This window comes from Paenibacillus sp. PK4536, assembly GCF_028594455.2.
Taxonomy (GTDB): domain Bacteria; phylum Bacillota; class Bacilli; order Paenibacillales; family Paenibacillaceae; genus Saccharibacillus; species Saccharibacillus nuruki.
In genome coordinates this window covers 2,188,840-2,212,544 of sequence record NZ_CP126313.1, presented here as the reverse complement: position 1 = coordinate 2,212,544, position 23,705 = coordinate 2,188,840, and the positions used below count along the sequence as shown (strand labels likewise).

Genomic DNA, 23,705 nt, shown 5'->3' with positions numbered 1-23,705 from the left:
CGTAAGTATCCTATTCTAACTAATCTGGTGGTGATCTCGTGACCCGTAAGTACAAAGACGAACTGCTCAAGTTCACCTTTATCGTTCCTGCTTTACTTTTCTTTTGCCTTGTTGTTGTGTTCCCTTTCTTTCGTGGAGTCAATATTGCTTTTACTAACTGGAACGGGATTGATATGTCTTACGATTATGTAGGTTTGCACAATCTCAAATTATTATTTACCGATACAGAACTATTGAATCCGATTAAAAACACACTGTTTTTTGCGATTTTTACGACCGTATTTATCAATGTGATCGGACTTGGTCTGGCAGTTGCGCTAAATACTAAGTTCCCGGGCGTTAATTTGCTCAAAAGCTTTATATTTATGCCGATGGTGATCAGTCTGGTGCTAGCTGCTATTATCTGGCGTTATATTTACAGCGATATTTTCCCAACGATTTTCCATACCGATGGAGGATTATTGGGAAATCCGACTACTGTTATGTTAGGCATTTCGATTATTAGTGTCTGGAAAGAAGTCGGTCTGGCGATGGTCATCTATTACGCAGGACTACAGACCATTCCCAAAGATATGTACGAATCAGCGCATATTGATGGAGCTGGCAGTTGGATTCAATTTTCCAAAATTACAGTTCCTTTGTTAATGCCTGCTTTCACGTATTGTATTCCGCTCTGGATCGGTACAGGATTACGGCAATTTGATTATCCGATGGTCGCTACGAAAGGCGGCCCGGGTACATCATCCGAAACACTGGCTATGTATGTGTATAATTATGAGTTTCCTTATTTCAAAGCCGGTTACGGGCAGATGGCAGCCCTTATGTTATTCTTCTTTATTTTGATTGTGACTGTGTTTGTCACTAACTATTTCCGGAGAAGAGAGGTGGAATATTGAATACTTCGGTTCCGATTGCACGAGTCAAAGAAACGTCAAAACGTCGCTTTCCCAAGTTAATCCGAATTATTATGTTGTATATTATCGCGATTTTGTTTTTATTTCCTTTTTATATCGCTATCGTGTATTCGATTAAGACACCCATCGAAACAGCTCAAAGTCCACTGGCTTTTCCAACACATATTGCATGGTCCAATTACAGTGATGCGATCGCCGCTTCTAACTTCTTTCTTGCTTTACGCAACAGTGTGCTGACGACTATTGGCACCGTATTATTAACGATCACCGTCTGTTCGATGGCGGCTTATATGATCGCACGTAACAACAATCGCTTTTATAACTTTTTCTACTATCTGTTTATGTCTAGTATTATGTTGCCTTTTCAAGTATTAATGTTTCCTCTGTACAAAACGTGGACAGAACTGCATTTATTGAACACGATTCCCGGTCTAATTATTGCATTAACCGGTGTACAGATAGGCTATTTCGCTTTCTTGTATGTAGGTTTTATTAAGACAGTTCCACGCGAATTAGAAGAATCAGCAATGTTAGATGGCGCATCCAGATATCGGACATTTTTCAGTATTATTTTCCCGCTACTGAAGCCGATTAATTCAACGATTCTGGTATTAAGCGCGCTTGGAGCTTGGAATGATTTTGTCGTCTCGATGATTATTGTGCAGAAAAAAGAAGCTTCCACCTTACCATTAGTTCAGTTCCAATTTTTCGGAGAATACACATCAGAGATTAATATGGCATTTGCAGCCATTATTTTATCTATGATCCCGATTATGGTGTTCTATCTTTTCGCACAGAAATACATTATCGGTGGCGTCACCGCCGGTGCAGTCAAAGGATAATCAGTGCATATCAGTCCCAACACACTATAGATTATATAAAGGAGTCTTGAGATGGATACTCAATCTTCACCTACTTCTTCATCCACAACCACTTACCGCAATCCGATTATTGAACAACGTGCCGATCCGTGGGTGTATCGACATACCGATGATTATTATTATTTTACCGGCTCTGTGCCTTCTTTTGATTATATAGAGCTTCGGCGGGCTACCCGTATTCAAGATCTTGCCGATGCAGAACCTGTTATCGCATGGCGTAAGCCAGATACAGGGCCGATGAGTCATTTAATCTGGGCTCCTGAAATTCATTATATTCATCAGAAATGGTATATCTATTTTGCCGCAGCCGCTACAGACGAGATTGTCGATGGGCTTTTCCAGCATCGTATGTTTGTACTGGAAAATGATCATCCTAATCCGCTGGAAGGTACTTGGGTAGAAAAAGGACAAATCATTACACCTTGGGATACATTTGCTCTAGATGCGACTACATTTATACATCAAGATCAGCAATATCTATTATGGGCGCAAAAAGAACCTGAAATCGATGGTAACTCTAATCTCTATCTATCTGTAATGGATAATCCTTGGACGTTAAAAGGTACGCCGACCAGACTCAGTATTCCCGAACTATCATGGGAATGTATCGGATTCAAAGTCAATGAAGGCCCTGCTTTTTTACGCAAACAAGATCAATTATTTATCAGTTATTCTGCCAGCGCTACTGATCATCATTATTGTATGGGACTACTTACTGCTGATATTCATAGCGATATTCTAAATGCAGCATCATGGATCAAAAGTGATCAACCCGTTTTTGGTACAGCCGAAGCCCATTCTCAGTATGGCCCCGGACATAATTGCTTCACAGTATCAGAAGATGGACAACAGGATGTCATGATCTATCATGCTCGTAATTACAAAGAAATTTCAGGTAATCCATTATACGATCCGAACCGTCATATGCGTGCTCAGATCATTCATTGGAATGCAGACCATACCCCGAATTTTGGTGTACCTGTAGCCGATCACATCTCTACAGATCAAACAGCATCTGTAGATCACGCTAAAGAAAGCTAAATAAATATCATTCTTGTATTCTAAGTAAAACCAGTCTCCTCTATATTACTGAGAGTATGCAGTGATATAGAGGTTTTTGGTGATTTATTGGCACGCCTTGAATCTTCGATAGTAGTATCTCTGATCTAAAATGCTCCGAATACATAAGGATACAAAAGAAACAAAGCAATTCCCCAGATCATCAATGCTGAACATTTATTCAACAAAGGCAACCACTTCCCTGATTGATCCAGTCGACCTACCCAATGCCCACTAACTGCTAAACCTACAAACCATACCCATGACACGATAATACATGTGATTGTAAAAACAAATTTGTCGCTTCCTTCATAAGGTAGCGAGCTAATACCAATCACACCAATGGTATCTAATAACGCATGTGGATTAAGCAAAGACACTGATAAAGCAAAAACAATCTGTTTGCGGATGGATAAGGCATTCCGATTCCCTTGTTCAGCCTGAATACTACTCCTCCATGTGATATACCCCATATATAGAAGAAACACGATTCCACCGATCATTAATACATGCTTAATCCACGGCAGACCAAGCACTAATAAGGAGACTCCACCTACAGCCAGACTGATCAGCAATGTGTCACATATCCCTGCTGTAATCACCGCTGGTAAAGCACGCCAGAATCGACGTTGCACCATTCCTTGTTGAAAAATAAAAATATTTTGTACACCTAAAGGTAAAATAAGCCCCAATGCTAATAACAAAGCATGCATGATAATCCCAACCATATTTAATCTCCTTTCGCTTGCCAATTGAAGTTTACCAATGAGTAAGAAATATTTTATTATATTAACCCTGTTATTATCTCACTTACTTATTTACTGTGCCTACTATCAATGATACTATTAGCAGTAACTTCAATTTTTAATGATATCTATGGAAAAAAGCAAACCATTCGAAAGAATGGGACGCAAAGTGTGGAGTCTAACGGGTATAGATCACTATACTTCTATGATTGTCCTACCGCCCCGAACATATATCGGGGCTTTTTCTGCGTTTTATTATATACAACTAGAGATACGGAGTGATGATAATGAAAAAGTGGTCTTATGTATTCATTTTGCTAGGGATTATAATACTTGCTTATCCACAAGTGAATGAATGGTATTCGGATTGGCAACAAAGTCGCTTATTAGATGAAGCTGAAAATGAAGCTATGGCACAATCGACTGCTCAACCTACTAATTTACAAAGTGGATATGCCAAAGTCAATCACCTGCTCAATGAAGAAAGCGAATCTTCAACTACCGCTCCTCCACCGGTACAAGGAGAGATCCTCGGTATTATTACTATTGATAAGATTGATGTGAAATTACCGATAGTAGAAGGAGCAACTCGTGAGAATATGCGTAGTGCAGCTGTACACATTTCCGAAACCGATCAATTAGGTGAAAAAGGAAACTTCGCCATTGCAGCTCATCGTGCTCACAAATATGGACGATTATTTAACCGTTTAAATGAAATAAAAGTAGGCGATATTATAAAAATTGAGTCTAGGGGTACACTTTTCGAATATAAAACCGATAATATAAGTATAGTGGAACCTACTGACGTATCAGTATTAGAAAGTAATCCGAATCGTGAAGAAATCACGCTGGTCACTTGTGATCCTCTAGTCAATCCGACTCATAGACTTATTATCCATGCCGAGCGCATATCGACAAATATTTCTAGTTGATTTTTCTTGATTTAATGATATTATAGTAAATGTGAACCACAAGTAACTTTTAAGGTTTAGGATTTTTTAACACTAACCATAAAAGCTTCAGCACGATAATGGCAAACCTGTCGAAAGACTGGGACGCAAAGCTAAAGGGCCTTACCTCTTAGAGGTTGGCAGCCAGCCACCGAATGAAGAAGCTTTTTCTTATACTCTCAATATCCTTTTTATGTAATATATGCAAATTTAAACTAAAATTCAAACGATAACGGCAAACCTGTCGAAAGACTGGGACGCAAAGCTAAAGGGCCTTGTATACATGGCAGCCAGCTACCGAAAGGAATAATTCTTATGAAAAAACTTTTGCTAACTTGCTTGACAGCATTCACTCTTATCTCTTTCGCTCCGACGCATACTTATGCATCCACAACAACTACTACTGACTCTTGGTTAGACACTTCAACAGTAAGCGAAGGCTTTATCGCCGTTCACTATAATGCACCTTCTCACACTCGTACTAAATTAATGATCAGCAAAAACGATGTAAACTACACTTACGATCTTAATGCTTCTCAATCCGATTCTTCTTTCCCTTTACAACTAGGTAATGGAACATACAATGTAACGATCCTTGAGAACACATCAGGTAACAGCTACAAAAAAATCCAAGGTGATTCTCTTGAAATGAACCTTGACGACTCAAATGCTGTCTATCTTGCTTCCACTCAAAATGTAGACTGGAAAAATGCTCCTGCTTTAATCAGCAAAGCACAACAATTGACTAAAAACGCTACAACAGACGAGCAAAAAGCTCAAGCCATCTACAACTACATTACAACTAACGTAAAATATGATTATAAATTTGCTAGTGCATTACCTGCTGTATATGTACCTGATGCAGCAAACACATTAGTATCTAACACAGGCATCTGCTATGATTATGCTTCTCTAAATGCAGCAATGCTTCGTAGCGTAGGTGTTCCTACTAAATTGGTTATGGGTAACTCTACTAACGTTAAAGAATATCATGCTTGGAACGAAGTTTTCTTGAATGGTCAATGGGTAACAGTAGATACAACCATCGATGCAACACTTAAACAAAACGGTAAAACAACTACTTTGACTAAACCTGCTTCTCAATACAAAGCAGTTAAAACGTACTAATCTTACAAATACAATATTCATTCTAAATGAATATTCATACAGTATAAAAAAGAGGAACTGATCTCAACAATGATCAGTTCCTCTTTTTTTCTTGTGTTATTTACAGGTTTGTTTGCATTTATTTAACGATTATTGATGGATGAAAATTTATCCATTATGAGCTTTGAGGCGGTTCTTTTTTACTGAGTTCTCCACCCATCGCTTTAAGAAACTGTAATCCCATTGATAAAGAGGATCGAACATCAGGATCACGCATCATTCCGAGTAATCCTAGCATCCCTGGTGGATGATCATCTGAATGACTGTTCTTTTTGCCCACTTTAGAAGGTTTATCAGTCTCATAGATTTTTTGCGAAGGATCAGCTTGTAGGTCTCCAAGGTGATCTAATCCAGCCCCTAAAGCTTTGATCAGCTTCTCTAGTTCTTTTGGATCAAGCTTTCCTAATACTTGAACCAGTGTAAATGCATTTTTGATCAGTGGCGGTAAATTCATACCTTCAATCATATCGATACCTATAGCTCCAATAGGGACTCTATTTTTGAGTGCAGCATCTGCAATATCCAATACACCTGCTCGATCGAGTTCTTTGACAATCTCTAACATTTTCAAGATTGATTCTGTATTTTCAGTTAATGCTTTGATCAGTAGACCTAGTGATTGGGCTTGAATTTCGGCTTCTGTTGGAATATGACGTTCGATCTGCTTAATAGGTCTCGCCATGGGACTCACGCTCCTTCTGGATCGTTGTAGCAATCGGTTCGTAGTCTGATCGATTCCACTTATCTTCCACGCGTACACTAATCTGTGGACGCCGTGTAGCGAAGCGTGGATTCACCTGTGGTAAAGGCGACACCTGATGTTCCACTTGATCTGTCAGCACTTCCATCATCACATTAATTTCTTTATAACTTGGTGTATGGGTGACTTTATCTGTATAGCTACTGGTTAAGCGGTTGATCGCTTCCTCTTCATTCGAAGTGTTCATAGGCAAATACAATTCTTTCCCTTTGACACGATCTGTAACCAGTACTGACAATTTCACTTTACCAAATGGAGAAATTAAGCGAACTTTACTGCCATCTTGTATGCCTCTTTCGGCAGCTAGTTCTGGTGACACTTCAAGCCAAGTTCCGGATACTTTATGGCGAATTCCTTCTGATTTGTACGTCATATTGCCTTCATGGAAATGTTCTAATAGTCGTCCATTATTTAAATGAAGATCATACATCGCTTCCGGCTCATACGGCTGTGTCCATTCTACCGGATACAATTTTGCTTTGCCATTAGGAAAATGAAAAGACTCTTCATACAATAAATGTGTGCTTGTTCCATTAGGATGTACAGGCCACAATTGACTATTCCAACCTTCCAATAGATCATAATGAACACCTGCAAATAAAGGTGCTAGACTTGCGGCTTCTGCCATAATTTCACTTGGATGAGTGTAGTTCCAATTTGCACCCAGAGCATTCGCTACATCTTGAATAATACGCCAGTCTGGCTTGGAATCACCCAAAGGTGCGAGCACTTCATAAAATCGCTGAATACGGCGTTCTGTATTGGTAAATGTCCCGTCTTTTTCAAGACTTGGAGAAGCAGGCAAGATCACATCTGCATATTGAGCTGTATTGGAGAAGAAAATATCTTGGACTACGAAAAAGTCTAATTTGCCTAACATATCCGCTACAAAGTTGGAATTAGAATCGACCAATGCCATATCTTCGCCAAATAGATACATCGCTTTCAGTTTACCTTCTTCAATTGCATCAACCATCTGATGATTATCGTATCCAGGTTCTGATGGAAGTTCTACTCCCCACGCTTGCTCATAACGATGACGAACATCATCATCCGATACTTTTTCATACCCGGGGAAGAAATTCGGCATTGTTCCAAAATCACAAGCTCCCTGCACATTGTTATGACCACGCAAAGGATAAGCGCCTGTACCCGCACGACCAAAATTCCCTGTCGTCAACAATAGATTACATAGAGCAGTTGACGTATCGGTTCCGCCGCGATGTTGAGTCACACCCATCGCCCACAACACACATACTGATTTGGCTTGATGAATCATTTCAGCAGTTGCAATCAATTCAGCTTGAGAGATGCCAGATACTTGTTCTGCGTACTCTAGCGTATATTGATCTAGCGATTGACGGAACTCTTCATATCCATCTACACGTGCTGTTAAGAATCCATGGTCTTCCCAACCTTGATCAATAATATATTTGGTCACTGCCGATACCCAGACCAGATCAGAACCCGGACTTGGATGCAAATGAATATCCGCACGTTCAGCCATTTCATTTTTACGTAGATCAGATACGATTAATTTCTGCCCGTGAAGTTTATGTGCTCGTTTCACTCGTGTGGCTAATACAGGATGCGATTCCGCAGGATTAGCACCGACAATCATCACTAGATCGGCTTGCTGAATATCTTCGATTGTACCGCTATCTCCACCCATACCGACAGTACGCATCAATCCCGAAGTCGCTGGAGACTGACAATAACGTGAACAGTTATCTACATTGTTCGTTCCCATAATCGAACGAACGAATTTTTGAAAAATATAATTTTCTTCATTAGAACATTTGGATGAAGCGATATAACCGATCGAATCTGCACCATATTCTTCACGAATACTGCCTAATTTGCCAGCGATTAGGTTCAATGCTTCTTCCCAGCTTGATTCTACAAATCGATCACCTTTACGAATCAAAGGCTTGGTTAGACGTTCTTCGCTATTGACGAAATCCCAACCCCATTTGCCTTTGATACATGTCGAAATACCGTTCACTGGAGCATCTATAGACGGTTCGATTTTGAGAATATCACGTCCTTTGGTCCACACTTCAAAGCTACACCCAACTCCGCAATACGTACAGACCGTTTTGGTGCGTTGAATTCGAGAGTGACGCATAGAAGCTTCGATCTCAGACACTTTGAAAATCTCTCGGTAGCCCGGTTCGATTTCTTTGGTTAATTCAATCATTGGCTCCATTACTTGATTATCGATGCCTGTTAGGAATCCCGCTTCACCGACCATCGTGGTCTCCATCAACGCATTACAAGGACATACAGTGACACAATGACCACAAGATACGCAAGACGATTGATCGACAGGAACATCATCATCCCAGATCACACGGGGTTGATCACGACTCCAATCGATGGTTAACGTTTCATTGACCTGAAGATCCTGACAAGCTTCTACACAACGTCCACATAAGATACATTGATCAGGATCATATCTATAAAAAGGATTAGTATTATCGATTTGGTAAGGTTTCGGTTGGAAAGGATAATCTTGATGTTCAATTCCTAATTTTTCAGTAGTATTATGAACAACACAATTGCCGTTATTGTTATCACAGACCGTACAATACAATTCATGATTTTTAAGAATACGAGACATCGATTCTTGCTGAGCTGCTTTGACCAGTGAAGATTCAGTAGAAATTTGCATACCTGAACTGACTACAGTACTACAACCACGAACCAACTCTCCATTCACTTCGACCATACATGTATCACATGTTTCGATAGCACCTAGTTGTTCGTTATAACAAATTTGCGGAATGTAAAATTCATCTTGTCCTTTGGCGGCTTGTACAATAGTTATGCCCGGCTCTGTAACGACCGATTGTCCGTTAACTTCAATCACGATATGTTCTGTATGGTCTGTCTTCATCATGTTGTTCACCTCTACCTCAAAATTAATAACTCATTCTCTTATCCTTCTGATTCCACCGACTGCTTACTTTTACTTATTGTTGCTTGAGTGATATATCACAGAATCATGTATTATAAAATTGATGAATCATATTTACCCAATCCGTTTTTAAAGTAAGCATCTTTTTCCTTTATATGGTTATCTATTATTTCCGTTTAGACATAATTAATATTTATGTAATGACATATAGATATAAACGTTAAATGTATCCATTTGAGCTGACTTTACATTATGGTTTAATGAGAGTAACGTTAGGATGTAGCTTGTAATGATATGCTTGTAAACAAGTAAGGAGACTCAATGTATGAATACTTCGATTCATTCTCATTCGTCTTCTCGACGAATATTGATTATGACAGCCGTTGAAGCTGAACGTGAAGCGATTCTTCGAGGATTGCCAGCGCTTAGTGAAGATCGCTTTAGTGTACAATTAGCTGGTGTAGGTCCTGCTTCTGCAGCAGCACGAACAACAGCGATTCTAGCAAAAGAATCGTTTGATATGGTGATCAGTGCAGGTATTGGCGGTGGATTCGCAGGATATGCTGATATTGGATCTATTGTTCTTGCGAGCCAGATGATCGCAGCAGACTTGGGTTCAGAGACACCGGAGCATGGATTTATTTCTGTAGATGAATTGGGATTCGGCTCTTCAATGATCCAAGCCGATACCGTCTATAATGGAAGTCTTGCTTCAGCTATTCAACAGATTGGACTTGCTGTGCATATTGGCCCTGTTGTTACGGTATCTACAACTACAGGCTCAGCTGAATCAACAGCTATGCTTGCAGGACGTATTCCTGGTGCTTCAGCAGAAGGTATGGAAGGATACGGTGTTGCTTTGGCTGCTCATTATTTCCACTTACCTGTACTCGAAATTCGGGCGATCTCTAATCGGGTCGGGCCACGTGATCGAAGCAGTTGGCGTATTCCTGATGCTTTGCAAGCTTTAACCAAAGCAAGCTCCATATTACCGGAGGTGCTATAAAATGAAAATTGCTTTTTCCCCATGTCCTAATGACACATTTGTTTTTCATGCTTGGGTACACGGTCTTGTGCCAAATGCTCCTGAGCTTGAAGTGACTTATGCTGATATTGATATTACAAATAACTGGGCAGCTACAGGCGAAGGCCCGGAAGTCTTAAAAGTATCTTATGCCGCTTTACCGTGGTTGTTGGAAGAGTACGCATTAATCCCTTGTGGTGGCGCGCTTGGTCGTGGTTGTGGTCCATTGGTGCTTACCGCTGATCCTACCGATACCGATCCTGCTAGTCTATCTGGTAAAAGAGTAGCTGTTCCAAGTGAACGGTCTACGGCTTATATGCTTTTCCGTCTATGGGCAGCTCAAAATGTTCCCGGTGGTGTAGGCGAAATTGTGGTGATGCCATTTGATGAGATTATGCCTGCGGTAAGAGACGGCAAGATTGATGCTGGTCTGGTTATTCATGAAGCACGCTTTACGTATCCTAATTACGGGCTTACTCTTATGGAAGATATGGGTAGCTGGTGGGAAGAAGATACGGGATTGCCCATTCCTTTGGGGGCTATTATTGCTAAACGTTCATTAGATGCTAATCAGATTGCCGATTGGGTACGTTCTTCTGTCGAATATGCGTGGGAACATCCTGAAACTTCACGTCAATATGTACTGGAGCATGCTCAAGAAATGGACCCGAGTGTTGCTGATTCTCATATTAATCTATATGTAAATGAATTTACCCGTAATCTAGGTGAAGATGGTTATGGAGCGATCGAAGCTTTATTAGGACGTGCTGCCAAGGAAGGGCTTGTACCTGAATTCGATCTTTCATTGTTACGTAAATAAAGAATAATGATTGGTTTTCAACATAGGGATATTAAAAAAGCACAAACTCACTAAGATTTCATAGTGAATTTGTGCTTTTTGGTATGGATATATTAGTCTTTTTGATTTTTTTATAGATATTGCAGATATTTGTGAGCAAAATGTTTGCCAATTCGATTGCTTATCTGGTACACTGGCATTATCACTATAAGATTTATAGTGATAACACAAATAGCCCCTTTTCACAGAAGGAGCTGCTTATTTCTAATTCCTAATTATATACAATAGGAGGTGAATCACCATGGTACAAAACGTACTTTGCGAAGTAAATTCTTGCACACATTGGGCTCAAGAAAACAAATGTACTGCTGAATCTATTTTCATTATCAATCACGCTCATCAAAAAGCGACTGAATCTCAAGAAACAGATTGTCAAACGTTTGATAAAAAAGATTCTGTAAACTAATTTAAAATGTTTTACAACTGAGAAGGGACTTTGCCGAGTTCCTTCTTTCTTTTTATATTCTACCAACAATGATTATTATTATCAAGTAGATTTCAAAAAAAATTATATAAAAGCTCATTTTACCTGTCATTACACTGATCGCATTTCTCATTCTCAATACAATCAGCATAATGTCATGGTACAGTACTACTCCATCAATCATTTATTATATTTTGAATCTGGCTACAGATGTTAATAATTCATCAATCCCTTGTTTGGATAGATTCATACTTTCGATCACTTCATGCGTCTGTTCTACGATCGTCTCCGTTTTCTCTGCAATCGTCGAAGTTCCTTCTGCACTTTCATTTGAAGCTACTGCAATCTCATGAATCGATTTCACTTGATTCTCAATCGAAGATAACAATTCTTCAGATGTGGAACTCAGGTCTGTAGCTATATCATCGATCCCTTTTGCACTCTCTGCATATTGATCTGCTGAAGATAGCATCATATCGTAATCTTGCTTAATCTCATTAACAAATAATTGTAATAGATCATTGGAATTTGTTGATAGATTACTTACCGATTCGATCACTGTACGAGTAATTTGATCGATCTGGTCTGCTGCTTGTTTGGAATCTGCAGCAAGCTTACTGATTTCACTAGCTACGACAGCAAATCCTTTACCTGCTTCTCCTGCTCTTGCTGCTTCAATACTTGCATTTAAAGACAACAAATTAGTCTGAGCGGCAATCGTAATAATGGTAGATACCAGTCCGTTGATTTTGGATACCGATTGCGATTCAACCAATGCTTTTTGTAAACGTTCTTTAACATGAGTATAGATTTTCAAGCTCTTATGATAAGAAATTCGGAACTCTTGACTTAATTCTTGGGCGCGACGAGTCAGTTCATCTGCAGATGTAGCACTGTCTTGCGCTTTTGTAGCAACAGACTGTACGGCATGTTCTAATTCACGAGAAGTTACATTCATTTGTTCTGTAGAAGAAGCCGTCTCTTCTGTACTTGCAGACAGTTGTTCTGTTGTTGCAGAAATATCTTGAACACTATCTTCTAAATGAGACATATGATGATGAACCGTCTGAATATGATTTTGCAAATGAGAACTTTGAGCGATTACTTGTTCAAACACTTCTCTAAACTGCTTACGTGCTCCACCCATCGCAGCTATAATAAGCGCAAATTCATCTTTTTCTGTTAAATATTTTTCGTAACCTTTGCTATATTTCAGATCAAGTGCTGCTGTTTTATTAATAATTTCTAATGTAACTTGAGTACGGCGGCTCACATTGCGAGCGAATAATATACAGATCAATAAGGAAATCAGTAAGATGACAATCGTTGCGATAATCAACGTTTGGGCTAATTGATCTTGTAACTGTTGGCTTTCTAGTAAGACAGCTTGATTATAATCGTCTAGAATTTCTTCGGCCTGATTGATATCATCGCGTGCGGCGTCAAATCGGGCTGTGCTATCTGCAAGGTTGGCTACTGTATTGGTATTGATATCAAATCCTTGTTGCCATGCAGCGAAATTAGTATCAAAATCAGCAATCAATTCAAAAACGGTTTTATTCGAATCAGCGTGTTGATATTGAGCAAATTCGGCTTGATGTGCAGTGAAAATAGCTTCAGCTTTGTGCACACGGTCATAGGCTTGTTGTGCATTTTCAGTGTAATCAGCTTTGGCTGCTTCTAAAATGGCAGGATCATTCGAACTGGTCAATGTCATCTGAGCGACTAACGCTTGATAATAATCACGATCTGCATTTAATAACCAATAATTTGTCATATACGATTGATCATAAATTTTAGTCGTTAATGTTTGAGCAATAGACCTGGTATGGCTCAATGAGAAGATAGCGATTCCGATCAAAGCGATCATTACGAGTGCCATAGGCAAAAACATTTTCAGACGTAGATTCCAGTTGTTAATATTAAAGATGGTTTTCATAAAATGGTCTCCCTGCTACATTGTATTATTCGAATAAAGGGAATATAGAAAGGCTACTATTACCTATTATTTACATAATATTTATATCGGATTTGAACACTCTTTGTAATAGTATAAAAATCGACTTTGTGTATCATTTCTACAATCTGATATGGTACAAAAAAAGACTGCTGACGCATAAACGTCAACAGCCTTTGGAAATGGGTATTATGAATCTATGATTAGACTTTCTACAAATGATATCAATCTTATTTATTGTACATAATAAATATCAGGCACTGGAGGTTGCTTCATATCTACACCCAGATGAAATCCTGGATGTGGTGGTTGATTGTAACCAGCATTTTGCCAAGCGACAGATAGACGATAGACAGGATCATGCATCAGTGTACGTAAGCGATAATCGGTCATATCTGTTGTGGTATAAATACGTAATTCATTATTATCGCTTGAACGTAATACCACTTCTTCACGCCAGTCTCCATATAGATCTGCTTGTAGATTCGGTGTAGCTTTGGTTCCATTATTCGAACTACTTCCTGTAGCCGTTAACAAGTTAGTCGTCGTATTGTTCATATAATCCCATTTATCAATACGATTATCATCTAACAACTCGCGCAATAGATCACCATCCCACCAGATTCCAAAGTTCGTAGACGAAGGGATGTTTTTGCTAATGACTTCACCTGTAATACTGTATAATCCCGTAATTGGAACATGTTGAGCATTCGTAATCGTAGCTGCCCATACTTCTTCTCCGGGGAAACGTGGATCGATATCCGCAGACATTCCACGTCCTGTATCTAGCCCTGTGTATACGCCCCACAAGACTTGTCCTGTATTCGCATCATGTACTTCCATACCATAGGGAGAATCTTTATGTTCATGTACGCCGAATACTTCTAGTCCTGCTCGGTTCGGATTCAGATCGCCTAGATGTTGAGCATCTCCATGTCCCAGTCCTGTGGTATAACGTGGGGTGCCATTATCATCAATAGAAATAGAACCGAAATTAATCTCATCTTTGCCGTCTCCATCGACATCTGCTACATTGAGAGCATGATTACCTTGCGCAGTGTAGGTCGTCTGATTACCTACATTGGTATCGTACGTCCAACGCTTGGTGATTTTGCCATCACGGAAATCATAAGCGACAAGTACAGTACGTGTATAATATCCTCTGGTCATAACAAAGCTAGGACGTTGTCCGTCTAAATAAGCGACTCCTGCTAAAAAGCGATCGACTCGATTCCCGTAATTATCGCCCCATGAAGCAACTGTTCCGCGAGGTGGATCATAATTAATAGTGTCTAAGGCGGCTCCTGTTGTTCCTTTAAATACTGTCAAAAATTCAGGCCCTGTCAGCACATATCCAGCACTATTGCGATAGTCTGCTTTGGCATCCCCGATCACTTTACCTTGACCATCAATCGTACCATCTGCTGTACGCAAAGCCACTTCAGACTTCCCATCTCCATCTAGATCATAGACGACAAATGGAGAATAATGAGCGCCTGCACGGATATTAGGTCCCATATTAATGCGCCATAAGCGAGTGCCATTTAATTTGTATGCATCCAGATACACAATCCCTGTATATCCAGATTGAGAATTATCTTTGGCATTGGAAGGCGACCATAACAGCACAATTTCATACTCTCCATCCCCATCCAGATCACCTACACTCGCATCATTTGCACTATAGGTGTAAGCTACTCCGTCTTTGGTTACACCATCAGCAGGCTTTTGCAAAGGAACCGATTTGTATTGCTGTTGCCATACGGATACAGGTGTCGATACCGATGTTTCTTTACCATTCTGCACAGTAAATAAGGTATAAACAGAAGTCACTGTTCCTTTAGCATCTAATACATTGGTAGCTCCTGTTATCGGCTGACTGTTCACCAGTACACCGTCGCGATATAGATTAAATGCGATATTATTGGCATCCAATCCAAGCATTCTCCAACCTACATAAATACCATTTTTGCTTTTGACGGCTACCAGTCCACGATTTAATTTTTCCATTGCACGTTGACCGGAAGCAACCGCTGTATTTTCAGTGACTGTTAAATGTTCTACATGTTCAGACAAAGGAAGCTGTATATCTGCTATCCCTTGGGCTACCAGTCTTGCGATCTGGATCGCTCCATATTCCTGAAAATGAGTATTGTCTACAACTCCATCAGGAAAATTGGGATATACACCTGCTGGTACATGCAAAAATACTTTTTTAGATTCTTCTGCACCAATCGAATTGTAATAAGCTACACTACGAGCGCTGAGATCAATAAGCTTGGTGTTAGTCTGAGTGGCGACTTCTTTCATCGCTGTCACATAATTGGGGAAACTGATATTGAATTGCCCTGTAGTCGTATTAAAATCACGTCTACCGACCGGAGTCACTAGAATAGGAGTGGCTCCATGTGCACGAGCCCCATCGATATACTGCTTGAGGTATACTTTATAATCAGGTACAGGTGTGTATCGTTCGGGCTTCGTATCGGCATCATTATGACCAAATTGAATCATCAGATAATCACCTGGTTGAATCTGATTTAAGATCGTATCTAATCGGCCTTGTTCGATAAAAGAACGTGAACTGCGTCCACCAATCGCTTGATTGCTGATCTTTACCTTTTCATCCAAGTAACGGTCTATCATTTGCCCCCATCCTGCTTGTGGTTGTTTGGATGTTGCATAGGTCTGTACAGTTGAATCTCCTGCCAGATATACGGTGGGATTCGAGACCACCACAGACTCCTGTTCATACGTGTTATTGATGACACTTTGTACTTGTTCTACTTGCTCTGTCGTACTTGGAAAAGAAGTATGATTCTGCTCTGCTTGATCCTCTGCTGCTATTGATCTGTTCAAAGGTAATAACGTACACACCATAACCATAATAAGCACAAGCGATACCCATCGACGATACTCAAGCGAACGATTCAAACGTACCCCTTCTTTCTCCTTCAAATTTATAAAGCGCTTACATTATTATCGTACATGGAATATTTAGGTGTGAATATTCAATATACAGTGGTGTTTGTGTAATATTCCGACCTCCTCTAGAGTTGATTTCGATATGTTTATGTAAGGTAATACAAAAAGGACAGAGTCTAATGACTCTATCCTTTGAATGCATATATTTTATGTCTATATGGTACTCTTCTGCTTAGACTCGCTTGCGACGGAATCCTAATACAATACCTATCGCTAGCACCAAAATGCCTATACTAATCGCTGTGTATTTAGCTTGAGTCGCTGTATCGATTGTCGGCGTCATCGGTTCTCCGAAACCTCCACCTCCCGGGCCTCCACCCATACCCCCAGCTCCATCTGGAGGAGCCATCATTCCACCATTACCTCTACCTTGATCTGTTAGAGCACCTTCAGGACGTTGACCACGATCTCCGCCACCTCTACCCATGCCACCGCCCATTCCACCATTTCCAGAACCATCGCCTGACGAAGCAATTGTTCCATCGAGTTGGCCTTGTATATTGGTAACATTGGTCTGATTCCAAGCGATCAATGAGGTTACACCTGCTTGATATTCTTCATACGTGTAGAAAGCAGTAGGATCACTTTGAACATCCACTGCGATCATATCATTGAGTGCATTGACTTTAGCTGTGAAAAGATCATTGGCTAAAAATTGAGTAAGCACCTTTTGGATCATGGCATGATATTTTTCCTTATATTCATCAACTGCTAATAATTTGGCAACTAACGGACGCTCTGCTAATGCTCCAGATGTAGGCTCATCGATCATCAAAGAAGTAGAACTAATAGTGTTTTTTACATTTGCATTTGCATTTGCTGTTTTTGGAGTTGTATTATTTCCAGTTGCGTTATTAGTATTACCAGTTGCATTGTTGGTATTACCATTGGTTTGATCTGTTGCTGTTTGTGGATCTTTCGCATGGGCTGTATTGGACGGGGTCTGGTTGGTTGTTGTCTCTGTTGTGTTGGTATCTGTATTCTCACCACCACGCCCGCCGAAGCCACCGCCACCCATGCCCCTTCCCATACCACCCATTCCGCCAAATGCCATGTTGTAATCCCATGGAATCATTGAAAATATACCATCATGTTCATACAGATAATAATTCTGCTTATTCCCACCAATGTAGCTGTCTGTATTGTTAGTGACCACATTTAACGTTAGATATTCTAGAATACTATCAACATCAAGATAATCGGTGTATGGTGTGGTGCTATCATGATTGAGCTTATCCAGCATATTGATTAATGCATCTCTATCCTGAGTTTCTGACTTCACTTCAAGACCTGTATACGAGTCTGCATCATCATCAATCCATTGTAGATCACTACCACTACCGGTCATCAGCCCTTTATACAATGTACCTGTCGTATCTTCATAATGACTCTCTATAAATGAATCATCCACTTGCTCTACAGCAAGATACAACCCTTTGTATTTACCATTAACATAGATACGGACAAATGAATGTTTAGGTGTAGGCAACCCTAGCATTTCAGACATTTCATAGGTCAAAAATTCACGCATATACGAAGCATCGCTGTAGTTATTATTGAGATTAATTTTGTCCAAGCCATATAGATTCTGTCCAGAAATGTATTCGTCAAAGCTTAACTTGAAGCTATACCGATCCGAGTCATCCATCTGTACTACACTACGCAAAGACAGATTACCTTTGGTACGAATCCCGATATTTGTAATGGTTTTGCCATTATAATCTACACTGGCTGAATGATATTTTTCATCAGACGCATGGTCTATCATATCTTGAAAATCTGAATCAGAAATCGTTATTTTGACATCCACTACTTTATCTTCTACAAATACATTTGCATCCTGTGCACTTTGTTCTGTCACTGTTCCTGCATGAGCTTCTTGCGTGGATACCCACGGTATAGCAACAAGACATAGTATACCTGCGAAGATTGCTTTTAATATCCAATTCACTTCATCACCACCAATTTTGAAATAAAAAACCTTTGCATATATCGGTATATGGACTTGTGCAAAGGCTCTCTATGCGCTTTAATTTCGATAAACTTCAGCCATATATATTGGTTTCTATTATGAAACGTAATCACCGTTATAGCTGATGAGAACTGCATTTTTCACACCTGCGATTTTAGAGATTTCATTTACAAATGTAGGTTCATTGTTTTTGATACGTACTTCAAGTGTTAATTCGATATTGTCTGCTGTGATTGTTTTTTGTCTGACTGTATGACGTTTGACCAACGCATTAAGCTTGCTGTTCACCTGTTTCTCAGCATCATCCCCTTGAGCATTAACCACCAATAGATATGGCGTTTCAAAAGAAGATCCTTTGATAAATAAAAACATGACTAGACCTACAATTACAGAACCTGTAATCGCTAATGTATAAAAGCCTGCACCAGTTACAATCCCTGCCGCTGCTGCCCAGAATAAGAAAATCAAATCAGTCGGGTCTTTGATCGGTGTTCTAAAACGAACAATACTGAGTGCACCCACCATCCCTAGAGACAAGATTAAGTTCGAGTTAATCGCAATAATGACCATAGAAGTTACCAGAGTCATGCCGATCAGTGAAATATTGAAGCTTTTGGAATACAAGACACCACTGAATACACGTTTGTACAAGAAATAGATAAACAATCCAACGAGAAAAGCGATTCCCATACTCAGCAAAATATGTGTAATACTAATATCCGATGTGAAGCTTTCTAGTACTGAATTTTTGACGATATCTGAAAAGTTCGTTGTTGCGTCTGTCGTGGTTGCCATGTGTTATTGATCCTCCCAAGAATTTTCTTTACCGAGTTTACGGCAGATAACGTATTTTGAATTGGATTGACGAACGAGCCCTTCGAGTTGTAGCGCAGTCTTAATATAATCTGGCAAATACTCATCATATTTCACTTCAAGCACAAAAAATTTATGATCAATTGCATCGACCATCGTTAGATGAGGATCAAATATATCGTGGTTGTTCAGACCTGTTTTCATATATTTATCAAATGTAATCCGTACATTACCTAGCTTGGACGTGTAGGCTTCACGAACATAATCTACAATCACCTGCGGACGTAGTAAAACATTGTTAGCCGCATGATAAATCTCATACAATAACGGTTGATGAGGTAAGTTCAACACTTCATAATTGCCTTTTAAGATTTCATCATACATTTCACGCGTGATCGATTCTTTGACTTTGGCAATAACATCATTCATTTTTATTTTCTTCTCAAAATGAATGATGCTGTCTTCGCCATTGTAAATACGAATCCGGTATTTCACTCGATCTCGTACACCGCCTAATTTCTCATGTAGAGCGGTATTATTGATATCATCGAAATACAGACTACGAATCAGATACTCTCCTGCTTCATTGGCGTTGGTATCCTGTGTCATCAATGGACGTAGCCGTTGCCGAATCGTAAAATATTGATGATAATTCACATAATGCTTCAGCTCATGCCGGTATTTCAAATCCAGATTTGGATAATACATCGGTTTATCCCCTTTCTACTTAATCTGCTATCTATCGGGTTCATGTTTTACACTCCGCTAACATCCCGTTTACATTTTTGATTATATCTACGTATTTTGAACTTTATATGAACAGATCTTTAAAAAGAGATAAATTGATTAGCGTGACAAGTAAATGGAATAAAAAAAGCATCTACCTGATCGTAAATAGCAATCTTTCTGCTAAAAGCGATCAAGTAGATGCTTGGGATACATCTATTATTCAGGTAATACTTTACTTAGTTCAGATGTGACTTGTGAATTAGCTAAAGGACGATAGGTGATTGTACCATCTTTAAATTTGAGTTTTAAATAATAAGAAGTATTATTATAATCAAATACATTTTCACTAGCATCAAGCAATTTCCCCATCATTTTTTTATCATTTGCAACAAATTCTTTATCTGTCCTATACGAGTCTGTAAATAAACTCTGCTCACTTGTTGTATCTTTCTCAGTTTTTGTCCGATGATCTCTAACAACAATTATAGCATTTAAGTCTTCTGGTTTTGTAATAATCTGATCCCAGTATCCTTTCTTTTTAAGCCAATTAGCTAAAGGTTTGTAAGAAGAATTCCAATCATAGTATTGAGAAGTTTTATAACTGATTAGATCAGATTCAATAGAAAAATAAAGACTACTATAGGGTAAACTTGCATCTGGATTACCAATTGCCAATTTTTCTTTTTTTATTAATTGAATTAATTCTTTAATATCTTTTTTATCTGAAACTTGAATTTTATGCTCTTCTCGATCTCGGTTTACAATTTCAATCGGTTTACTTACATGATCTAAAGATGGAAGATTGTAAACTGCAACCTTATAAGATGGCGATTCTTGTATTTTTGTTAGATAATATTGATATTCAGGAGCATTAGAAGGTACTTGATAAGAACGTGTCATTAAGCTTCCGTCTTTTAGCTTATATCCAATGTCTACTGACTTATAATCTAATGTATATTGCTTCAGTTTATCAACTTTAGGACGTATTTGTTCAATTTGCATATGAAGATTACGAACAAGCTGAATATAATCAGGATCTGAAGAAAGAACTCCTGGACGTATGACTCTTGGAAACGTTACATATCCTTCATTTTCAAACAAATAATAAGAAAGATTACCCCCTTCATAGACTCCAGCAATCTCTTCTGCATTTGGTATCTCAGCTTCATAATGTACATAATTTGAAACTGGTATATATAACATTAAGGCAACAATAATACCATGACTTAAAAACCCTTTAACAAATTTTATATGGTATATATTCCAGCTTTTACGAATAAGCATTTCTGCTATAACGTAAGAGACAATAGCCCCTACAATATAAGCAATAGGTGTCCAATCATTCAGAAACGATACAGATAAAGCACCTGTAAACAAAGCACCACAAAACATAACTCCCACCCGAAATAACGGATTAAAATATGTGAATGTGACAGCATGAGTTGTCTTTTCAGTAGCACGTATTTTATAAAATAGATAACTTAATACGATCAATATAATAGCTATCAAAAGATATAAACATGTTTCTAATGTTGTAATTATTTTGGCAGATGCATTCATAATATTGAAAAGTGGAGACCAATCTTCATTCAAGTTCTGTTGATTCCGAGACGAATATCCAAATAAATAAATATCTAAATGTTTATTCCACACTTTAGGAATAGCTACAGTGAGTGTTAATAAAATAGCAACAACTATACCCTGTAATATCGTTTGTCCGATACAAATGCCTACAAATACAGTAAGGCTAAATAACAAAAGGCTAAGCACATTTGTAGCTATCGTCCATTCTAAAACTTGCATGGTTGTAAAATCAATATACTCAAACTGTCTGCTTAATATTGCTGCTATTATAGCTATGATCCATAGTGGAATCGTTAATGCTATAACTCCTACCGCAAAATGAGTTGTTAATAAATGAACTCTTTTTAAAGGAAGGCTATGAAAAAAATCGACTGAAGCTTTATTTTGCATATATCTTGTTAGCAATAGACCCATAAGGATGGATATAATAAGCATTGTCACATTGGGCCAACCAGCGCCTATTTCAGCAAAGTAACTAACAACAAAATGAAAACGTTGATTCTTATACGAATCATTCAGCATATTTAAAGAGATGAGTACAGATAACAAAAGAACTAACAAATATAATATACTAAGCCATGCGCTTTGCCTAAATGCTTGTATCCATAACCCTCGATTAAAGAAGAATCGGTTGAACATCATAACCGGCGTCCCCCATTTCATAAATAAAGATTTCTTCGAGCGTCATGGGTAAAATATCAAATACATAGGGTGTATAGACGCTAAATACTTCTTTGATTCGCTCAATCTCACCTTTGATAATATAAATACCTACACTGCCTCGTTCTTCCTTATACACTACATCCAGTAGACTAGAAATAGCATGTTCATGGCGTTCATCACGGAAAGCGACTTGTATTTTATGTGTATCGGCTTTGAGATCGTCCAGTTCTTTTTCAACTAACAATTTGCCTTTGTGCATGATGCCTACATGATCACATAGATCTTCGATTTCACGTAAGTTATGCGAAGAAATGATAACCGTCATTTCACGTTCAGCAGTCTCTTGAAAAAGAAGGTTTTTGACCTGTCGTCTCATCACTGGATCTAATCCATCAATCGGCTCATCCAAAATCAATACATCCGGTTTGCAACTCAATGCTAACCACATCGAAGCCTGTCGTTGCATCCCTTTGGAGAGGCGGTGTAATTTACGTTTCATATCAATACTTGCGAATGCTGGAGCTAACTGTTGAAATCGTTCTTCACTCCATTGCGGATAGACCGCACGATAAAAGGAAGCCATTTGCTTGACAGACGTTTGTGGAAAAAAGTACGGTTGATCGGCTAAAAAGATCATCCGATTTTTCACTTCTGGTTGCTCATACACCCCTTGCCCTTCTAAAGTAATCTCTCCCTGATCCGCACGGTAAATGCCTGCTATCGTTTTGAGCAATGTTGTTTTGCCTGCTCCGTTAGAGCCTAGTAATCCGAAAATAGAACCTTTATGTACGTGTAATGATAGATTGTCGACTGCTTTCTCACCATCAAAGTATTTGGTAAGTCCTTTGACTTCAATCATGATGATGCCCCCTTTCTTGTTCTTGTATCGCTTGTTCATACAACTTCTGCAAATCTTCTTTGGTAAATCCTAGATAGATCGCTTCAGCAAACAATTTGAGCAAGCGTTCACGCATATCTACCTGTTGTGCTTGAGTCGGTTGCTGTTGTTCAGGCGAGACAAAGCTTCCTTTACCCGGCTGAGAATAAATATAGCCTTCTCGTTCTAATTCTCGATATGCTTTCTGAATCGTATTCGGATTGACGGTTAATTGAGTAGAAAGTGAACGCACCGAAGGCAACTGTTCTTCCGGCTTCAATATGCCATACATAATCATTTCTTTAATTTTGTCCATCAACTGCTCATAGATTGGCTTGCGACTACGTACATCTAATTCGAACATAAAGAGCCTCCTTTCTGTATTAACTGTATTACTATTATTAGTACAGTTAATACAGAT

The 23,705-nt window shown here is 39.0% G+C and carries 19 protein-coding genes and 3 riboswitches; of the genes, 8 read left to right on the top strand and 11 right to left on the bottom strand.

Features of this window, described 5'->3' with window-relative positions:
* Positions 1-38: 38 nt before the first annotated feature.
* The 3 genes from PO903_RS10020 to PO903_RS10010 are packed head-to-tail and all read left to right on the top strand — an operon-like array spanning position 39 to position 2,836.
* Positions 39-896 carry a carbohydrate ABC transporter permease gene (locus PO903_RS10020; protein ID WP_069326719.1) on the top strand — a complete coding sequence of 286 codons (858 nt, stop codon included), beginning with the start codon at positions 39-41 and terminating at the stop codon, positions 894-896.
* Positions 893-1,756 (top strand): carbohydrate ABC transporter permease, encoded by an 864-nt coding sequence (locus tag PO903_RS10015; protein WP_273593320.1) that lies wholly within the window; start codon positions 893-895, stop codon positions 1,754-1,756. The genes PO903_RS10020 and PO903_RS10015 overlap by 4 nt, the downstream gene beginning before the upstream one ends.
* Before the next feature lie 51 nt (positions 1,757-1,807).
* Complete coding sequence (locus tag PO903_RS10010) at positions 1,808-2,836, top strand: glycoside hydrolase family 43 protein (RefSeq protein ID WP_273593319.1); 1,029 nt, start codon at positions 1,808-1,810, stop codon at positions 2,834-2,836.
* Positions 2,837-2,961: 125 nt separating this feature from the next.
* Here the strand turns inward: PO903_RS10010 and PO903_RS10005 are convergent, their stop codons facing one another.
* A complete protein-coding gene (locus tag PO903_RS10005) occupies positions 2,962-3,582 on the bottom strand; it encodes a LysE/ArgO family amino acid transporter (protein ID WP_273593318.1) in 621 nt (206 codons plus the stop codon).
* Positions 3,583-3,729: 147 nt separating this feature from the next.
* Positions 3,730-3,825, top strand: a riboswitch (cyclic di-GMP riboswitch).
* Positions 3,826-3,887: 62 nt separating this feature from the next.
* On the opposite strand from PO903_RS10005, the gene PO903_RS10000 reads away from it, so the two are divergent.
* A complete protein-coding gene (locus tag PO903_RS10000) occupies positions 3,888-4,532 on the top strand; it encodes a sortase (RefSeq protein WP_083243388.1) in 645 nt (214 codons plus the stop codon).
* Between the two features lie 90 nt (positions 4,533-4,622).
* Positions 4,623-4,706, top strand: a riboswitch (cyclic di-GMP riboswitch).
* A 68-nt stretch (positions 4,707-4,774) separates the two neighbouring features.
* Positions 4,775-4,852, top strand: a riboswitch (cyclic di-GMP riboswitch).
* A gap of 13 nt (positions 4,853-4,865) precedes the next feature.
* Complete coding sequence (locus tag PO903_RS09995) at positions 4,866-5,678, top strand: transglutaminase-like domain-containing protein (RefSeq protein ID WP_069326723.1); 813 nt, start codon at positions 4,866-4,868, stop codon at positions 5,676-5,678.
* 154 nt (positions 5,679-5,832) lie between these two features.
* Here PO903_RS09995 and PO903_RS09990 read toward each other — a convergent pair whose 3' ends face one another.
* Positions 5,833-6,399 (bottom strand): helical membrane plugin domain-containing protein, encoded by a 567-nt coding sequence (locus PO903_RS09990; protein ID WP_273593317.1) that lies wholly within the window; start codon positions 6,397-6,399, stop codon positions 5,833-5,835.
* Positions 6,383-9,379 carry a formate dehydrogenase subunit alpha gene (gene fdhF, locus PO903_RS09985; protein ID WP_502921675.1) on the bottom strand — a complete coding sequence of 999 codons (2,997 nt, stop codon included), beginning with the start codon at positions 9,377-9,379 and terminating at the stop codon, positions 6,383-6,385. The genes PO903_RS09990 and fdhF overlap by 17 nt, the downstream gene beginning before the upstream one ends.
* 343 nt (positions 9,380-9,722) lie before the next feature.
* On the opposite strand from fdhF, the gene PO903_RS09980 reads away from it, so the two are divergent.
* The 3 genes from PO903_RS09980 (at position 9,723) to PO903_RS09970 (ending at position 11,686) form a co-directional block, all read left to right on the top strand.
* Positions 9,723-10,403: a futalosine hydrolase gene (locus PO903_RS09980; RefSeq protein WP_069326726.1), complete on the top strand. Its 681-nt coding sequence runs from the start codon at positions 9,723-9,725 to the stop codon at positions 10,401-10,403.
* A 1-nt stretch (position 10,404) separates the two neighbouring features.
* Entirely contained in the window at positions 10,405-11,241 is an 837-nt protein-coding gene (locus tag PO903_RS09975; protein WP_273593316.1) for a 1,4-dihydroxy-6-naphtoate synthase, read from the top strand.
* Positions 11,242-11,521: 280 nt separating this feature from the next.
* Positions 11,522-11,686, top strand: coding sequence for a DUF1540 domain-containing protein (locus tag PO903_RS09970; RefSeq protein WP_273593315.1), 165 nt, complete (start codon positions 11,522-11,524; stop codon positions 11,684-11,686).
* A gap of 205 nt (positions 11,687-11,891) precedes the next feature.
* Here the strand turns inward: PO903_RS09970 and PO903_RS09965 are convergent, their stop codons facing one another.
* The 8 genes from PO903_RS09965 to PO903_RS09930 all read right to left on the bottom strand — a co-directional run bounded on the left by PO903_RS09965 (position 11,892) and on the right by PO903_RS09930 (position 23,648).
* Positions 11,892-13,643 (bottom strand): methyl-accepting chemotaxis protein, encoded by a 1,752-nt coding sequence (locus PO903_RS09965; RefSeq protein WP_273593314.1) that lies wholly within the window; start codon positions 13,641-13,643, stop codon positions 11,892-11,894.
* A 252-nt stretch (positions 13,644-13,895) separates the two neighbouring features.
* Positions 13,896-16,595, bottom strand: a complete 2,700-nt coding sequence (locus PO903_RS09960) for a rhamnogalacturonan lyase family protein (protein ID WP_273593313.1) — start codon at positions 16,593-16,595, stop codon at positions 13,896-13,898.
* Positions 16,596-16,818: 223 nt separating this feature from the next.
* On the bottom strand, positions 16,819-18,597 hold the full coding sequence (locus PO903_RS09955; protein WP_273593312.1) for a CotH kinase family protein: 1,779 nt from the start codon (positions 18,595-18,597) through the stop codon (positions 16,819-16,821).
* Positions 18,598-18,714: 117 nt separating this feature from the next.
* Positions 18,715-19,413 (bottom strand): DUF4956 domain-containing protein, encoded by a 699-nt coding sequence (locus PO903_RS09950; RefSeq protein WP_273593311.1) that lies wholly within the window; start codon positions 19,411-19,413, stop codon positions 18,715-18,717.
* Positions 19,414-19,416: 3 nt separating this feature from the next.
* On the bottom strand, positions 19,417-20,139 hold the full coding sequence (locus PO903_RS09945) for a polyphosphate polymerase domain-containing protein (RefSeq protein WP_273593310.1): 723 nt from the start codon (positions 20,137-20,139) through the stop codon (positions 19,417-19,419).
* Between the two features lie 237 nt (positions 20,140-20,376).
* Positions 20,377-22,386: a hypothetical protein gene (locus PO903_RS09940; RefSeq protein ID WP_273593309.1), complete on the bottom strand. Its 2,010-nt coding sequence runs from the start codon at positions 22,384-22,386 to the stop codon at positions 20,377-20,379.
* Positions 22,361-23,266, bottom strand: coding sequence for an ABC transporter ATP-binding protein (locus PO903_RS09935; protein WP_273593308.1), 906 nt, complete (start codon positions 23,264-23,266; stop codon positions 22,361-22,363). Before PO903_RS09935 ends, PO903_RS09940 begins: the two co-directional genes overlap by 26 nt.
* Entirely contained in the window at positions 23,259-23,648 is a 390-nt protein-coding gene (locus tag PO903_RS09930; protein WP_069326734.1) for a GntR family transcriptional regulator, read from the bottom strand. The genes PO903_RS09935 and PO903_RS09930 overlap by 8 nt, the downstream gene beginning before the upstream one ends.
* Positions 23,649-23,705 lie beyond the last annotated feature (57 nt).

What these genes read in the sequence shown, in the direction of transcription:
- PO903_RS10010 (WP_273593319.1), top strand. Translation starts at nt 1,808, where the DNA reads ATGGATACTCAATCTTCACCTACTTCTTCATCCACAACCACTTACCGC.
- PO903_RS10005 (WP_273593318.1), bottom strand. Translation starts at nt 3,582, where the DNA reads ATGGTTGGGATTATCATGCATGCTTTGTTATTAGCATTGGGGCTTATT.
- PO903_RS10000 (WP_083243388.1), top strand. Translation starts at nt 3,888, where the DNA reads ATGAAAAAGTGGTCTTATGTATTCATTTTGCTAGGGATTATAATACTT.
- PO903_RS09995 (WP_069326723.1), top strand. Translation starts at nt 4,866, where the DNA reads ATGAAAAAACTTTTGCTAACTTGCTTGACAGCATTCACTCTTATCTCT.
- PO903_RS09990 (WP_273593317.1), bottom strand. Translation starts at nt 6,399, where the DNA reads ATGGCGAGACCTATTAAGCAGATCGAACGTCATATTCCAACAGAAGCC.
- fdhF (WP_502921675.1), bottom strand. Translation starts at nt 9,379, where the DNA reads ATGATGAAGACAGACCATACAGAACATATCGTGATTGAAGTTAACGGA.
- PO903_RS09980 (WP_069326726.1), top strand. Translation starts at nt 9,723, where the DNA reads ATGAATACTTCGATTCATTCTCATTCGTCTTCTCGACGAATATTGATT.
- PO903_RS09975 (WP_273593316.1), top strand. Translation starts at nt 10,405, where the DNA reads ATGAAAATTGCTTTTTCCCCATGTCCTAATGACACATTTGTTTTTCAT.
- PO903_RS09970 (WP_273593315.1), top strand. Translation starts at nt 11,522, where the DNA reads ATGGTACAAAACGTACTTTGCGAAGTAAATTCTTGCACACATTGGGCT.
- PO903_RS09965 (WP_273593314.1), bottom strand. Translation starts at nt 13,643, where the DNA reads ATGAAAACCATCTTTAATATTAACAACTGGAATCTACGTCTGAAAATG.
- PO903_RS09950 (WP_273593311.1), bottom strand. Translation starts at nt 19,413, where the DNA reads ATGGCAACCACGACAGACGCAACAACGAACTTTTCAGATATCGTCAAA.
- PO903_RS09945 (WP_273593310.1), bottom strand. Translation starts at nt 20,139, where the DNA reads ATGTATTATCCAAATCTGGATTTGAAATACCGGCATGAGCTGAAGCAT.
- PO903_RS09940 (WP_273593309.1), bottom strand. Translation starts at nt 22,386, where the DNA reads ATGATGTTCAACCGATTCTTCTTTAATCGAGGGTTATGGATACAAGCA.
- PO903_RS09935 (WP_273593308.1), bottom strand. Translation starts at nt 23,266, where the DNA reads ATGATTGAAGTCAAAGGACTTACCAAATACTTTGATGGTGAGAAAGCA.
- PO903_RS09930 (WP_069326734.1), bottom strand. Translation starts at nt 23,648, where the DNA reads ATGTTCGAATTAGATGTACGTAGTCGCAAGCCAATCTATGAGCAGTTG.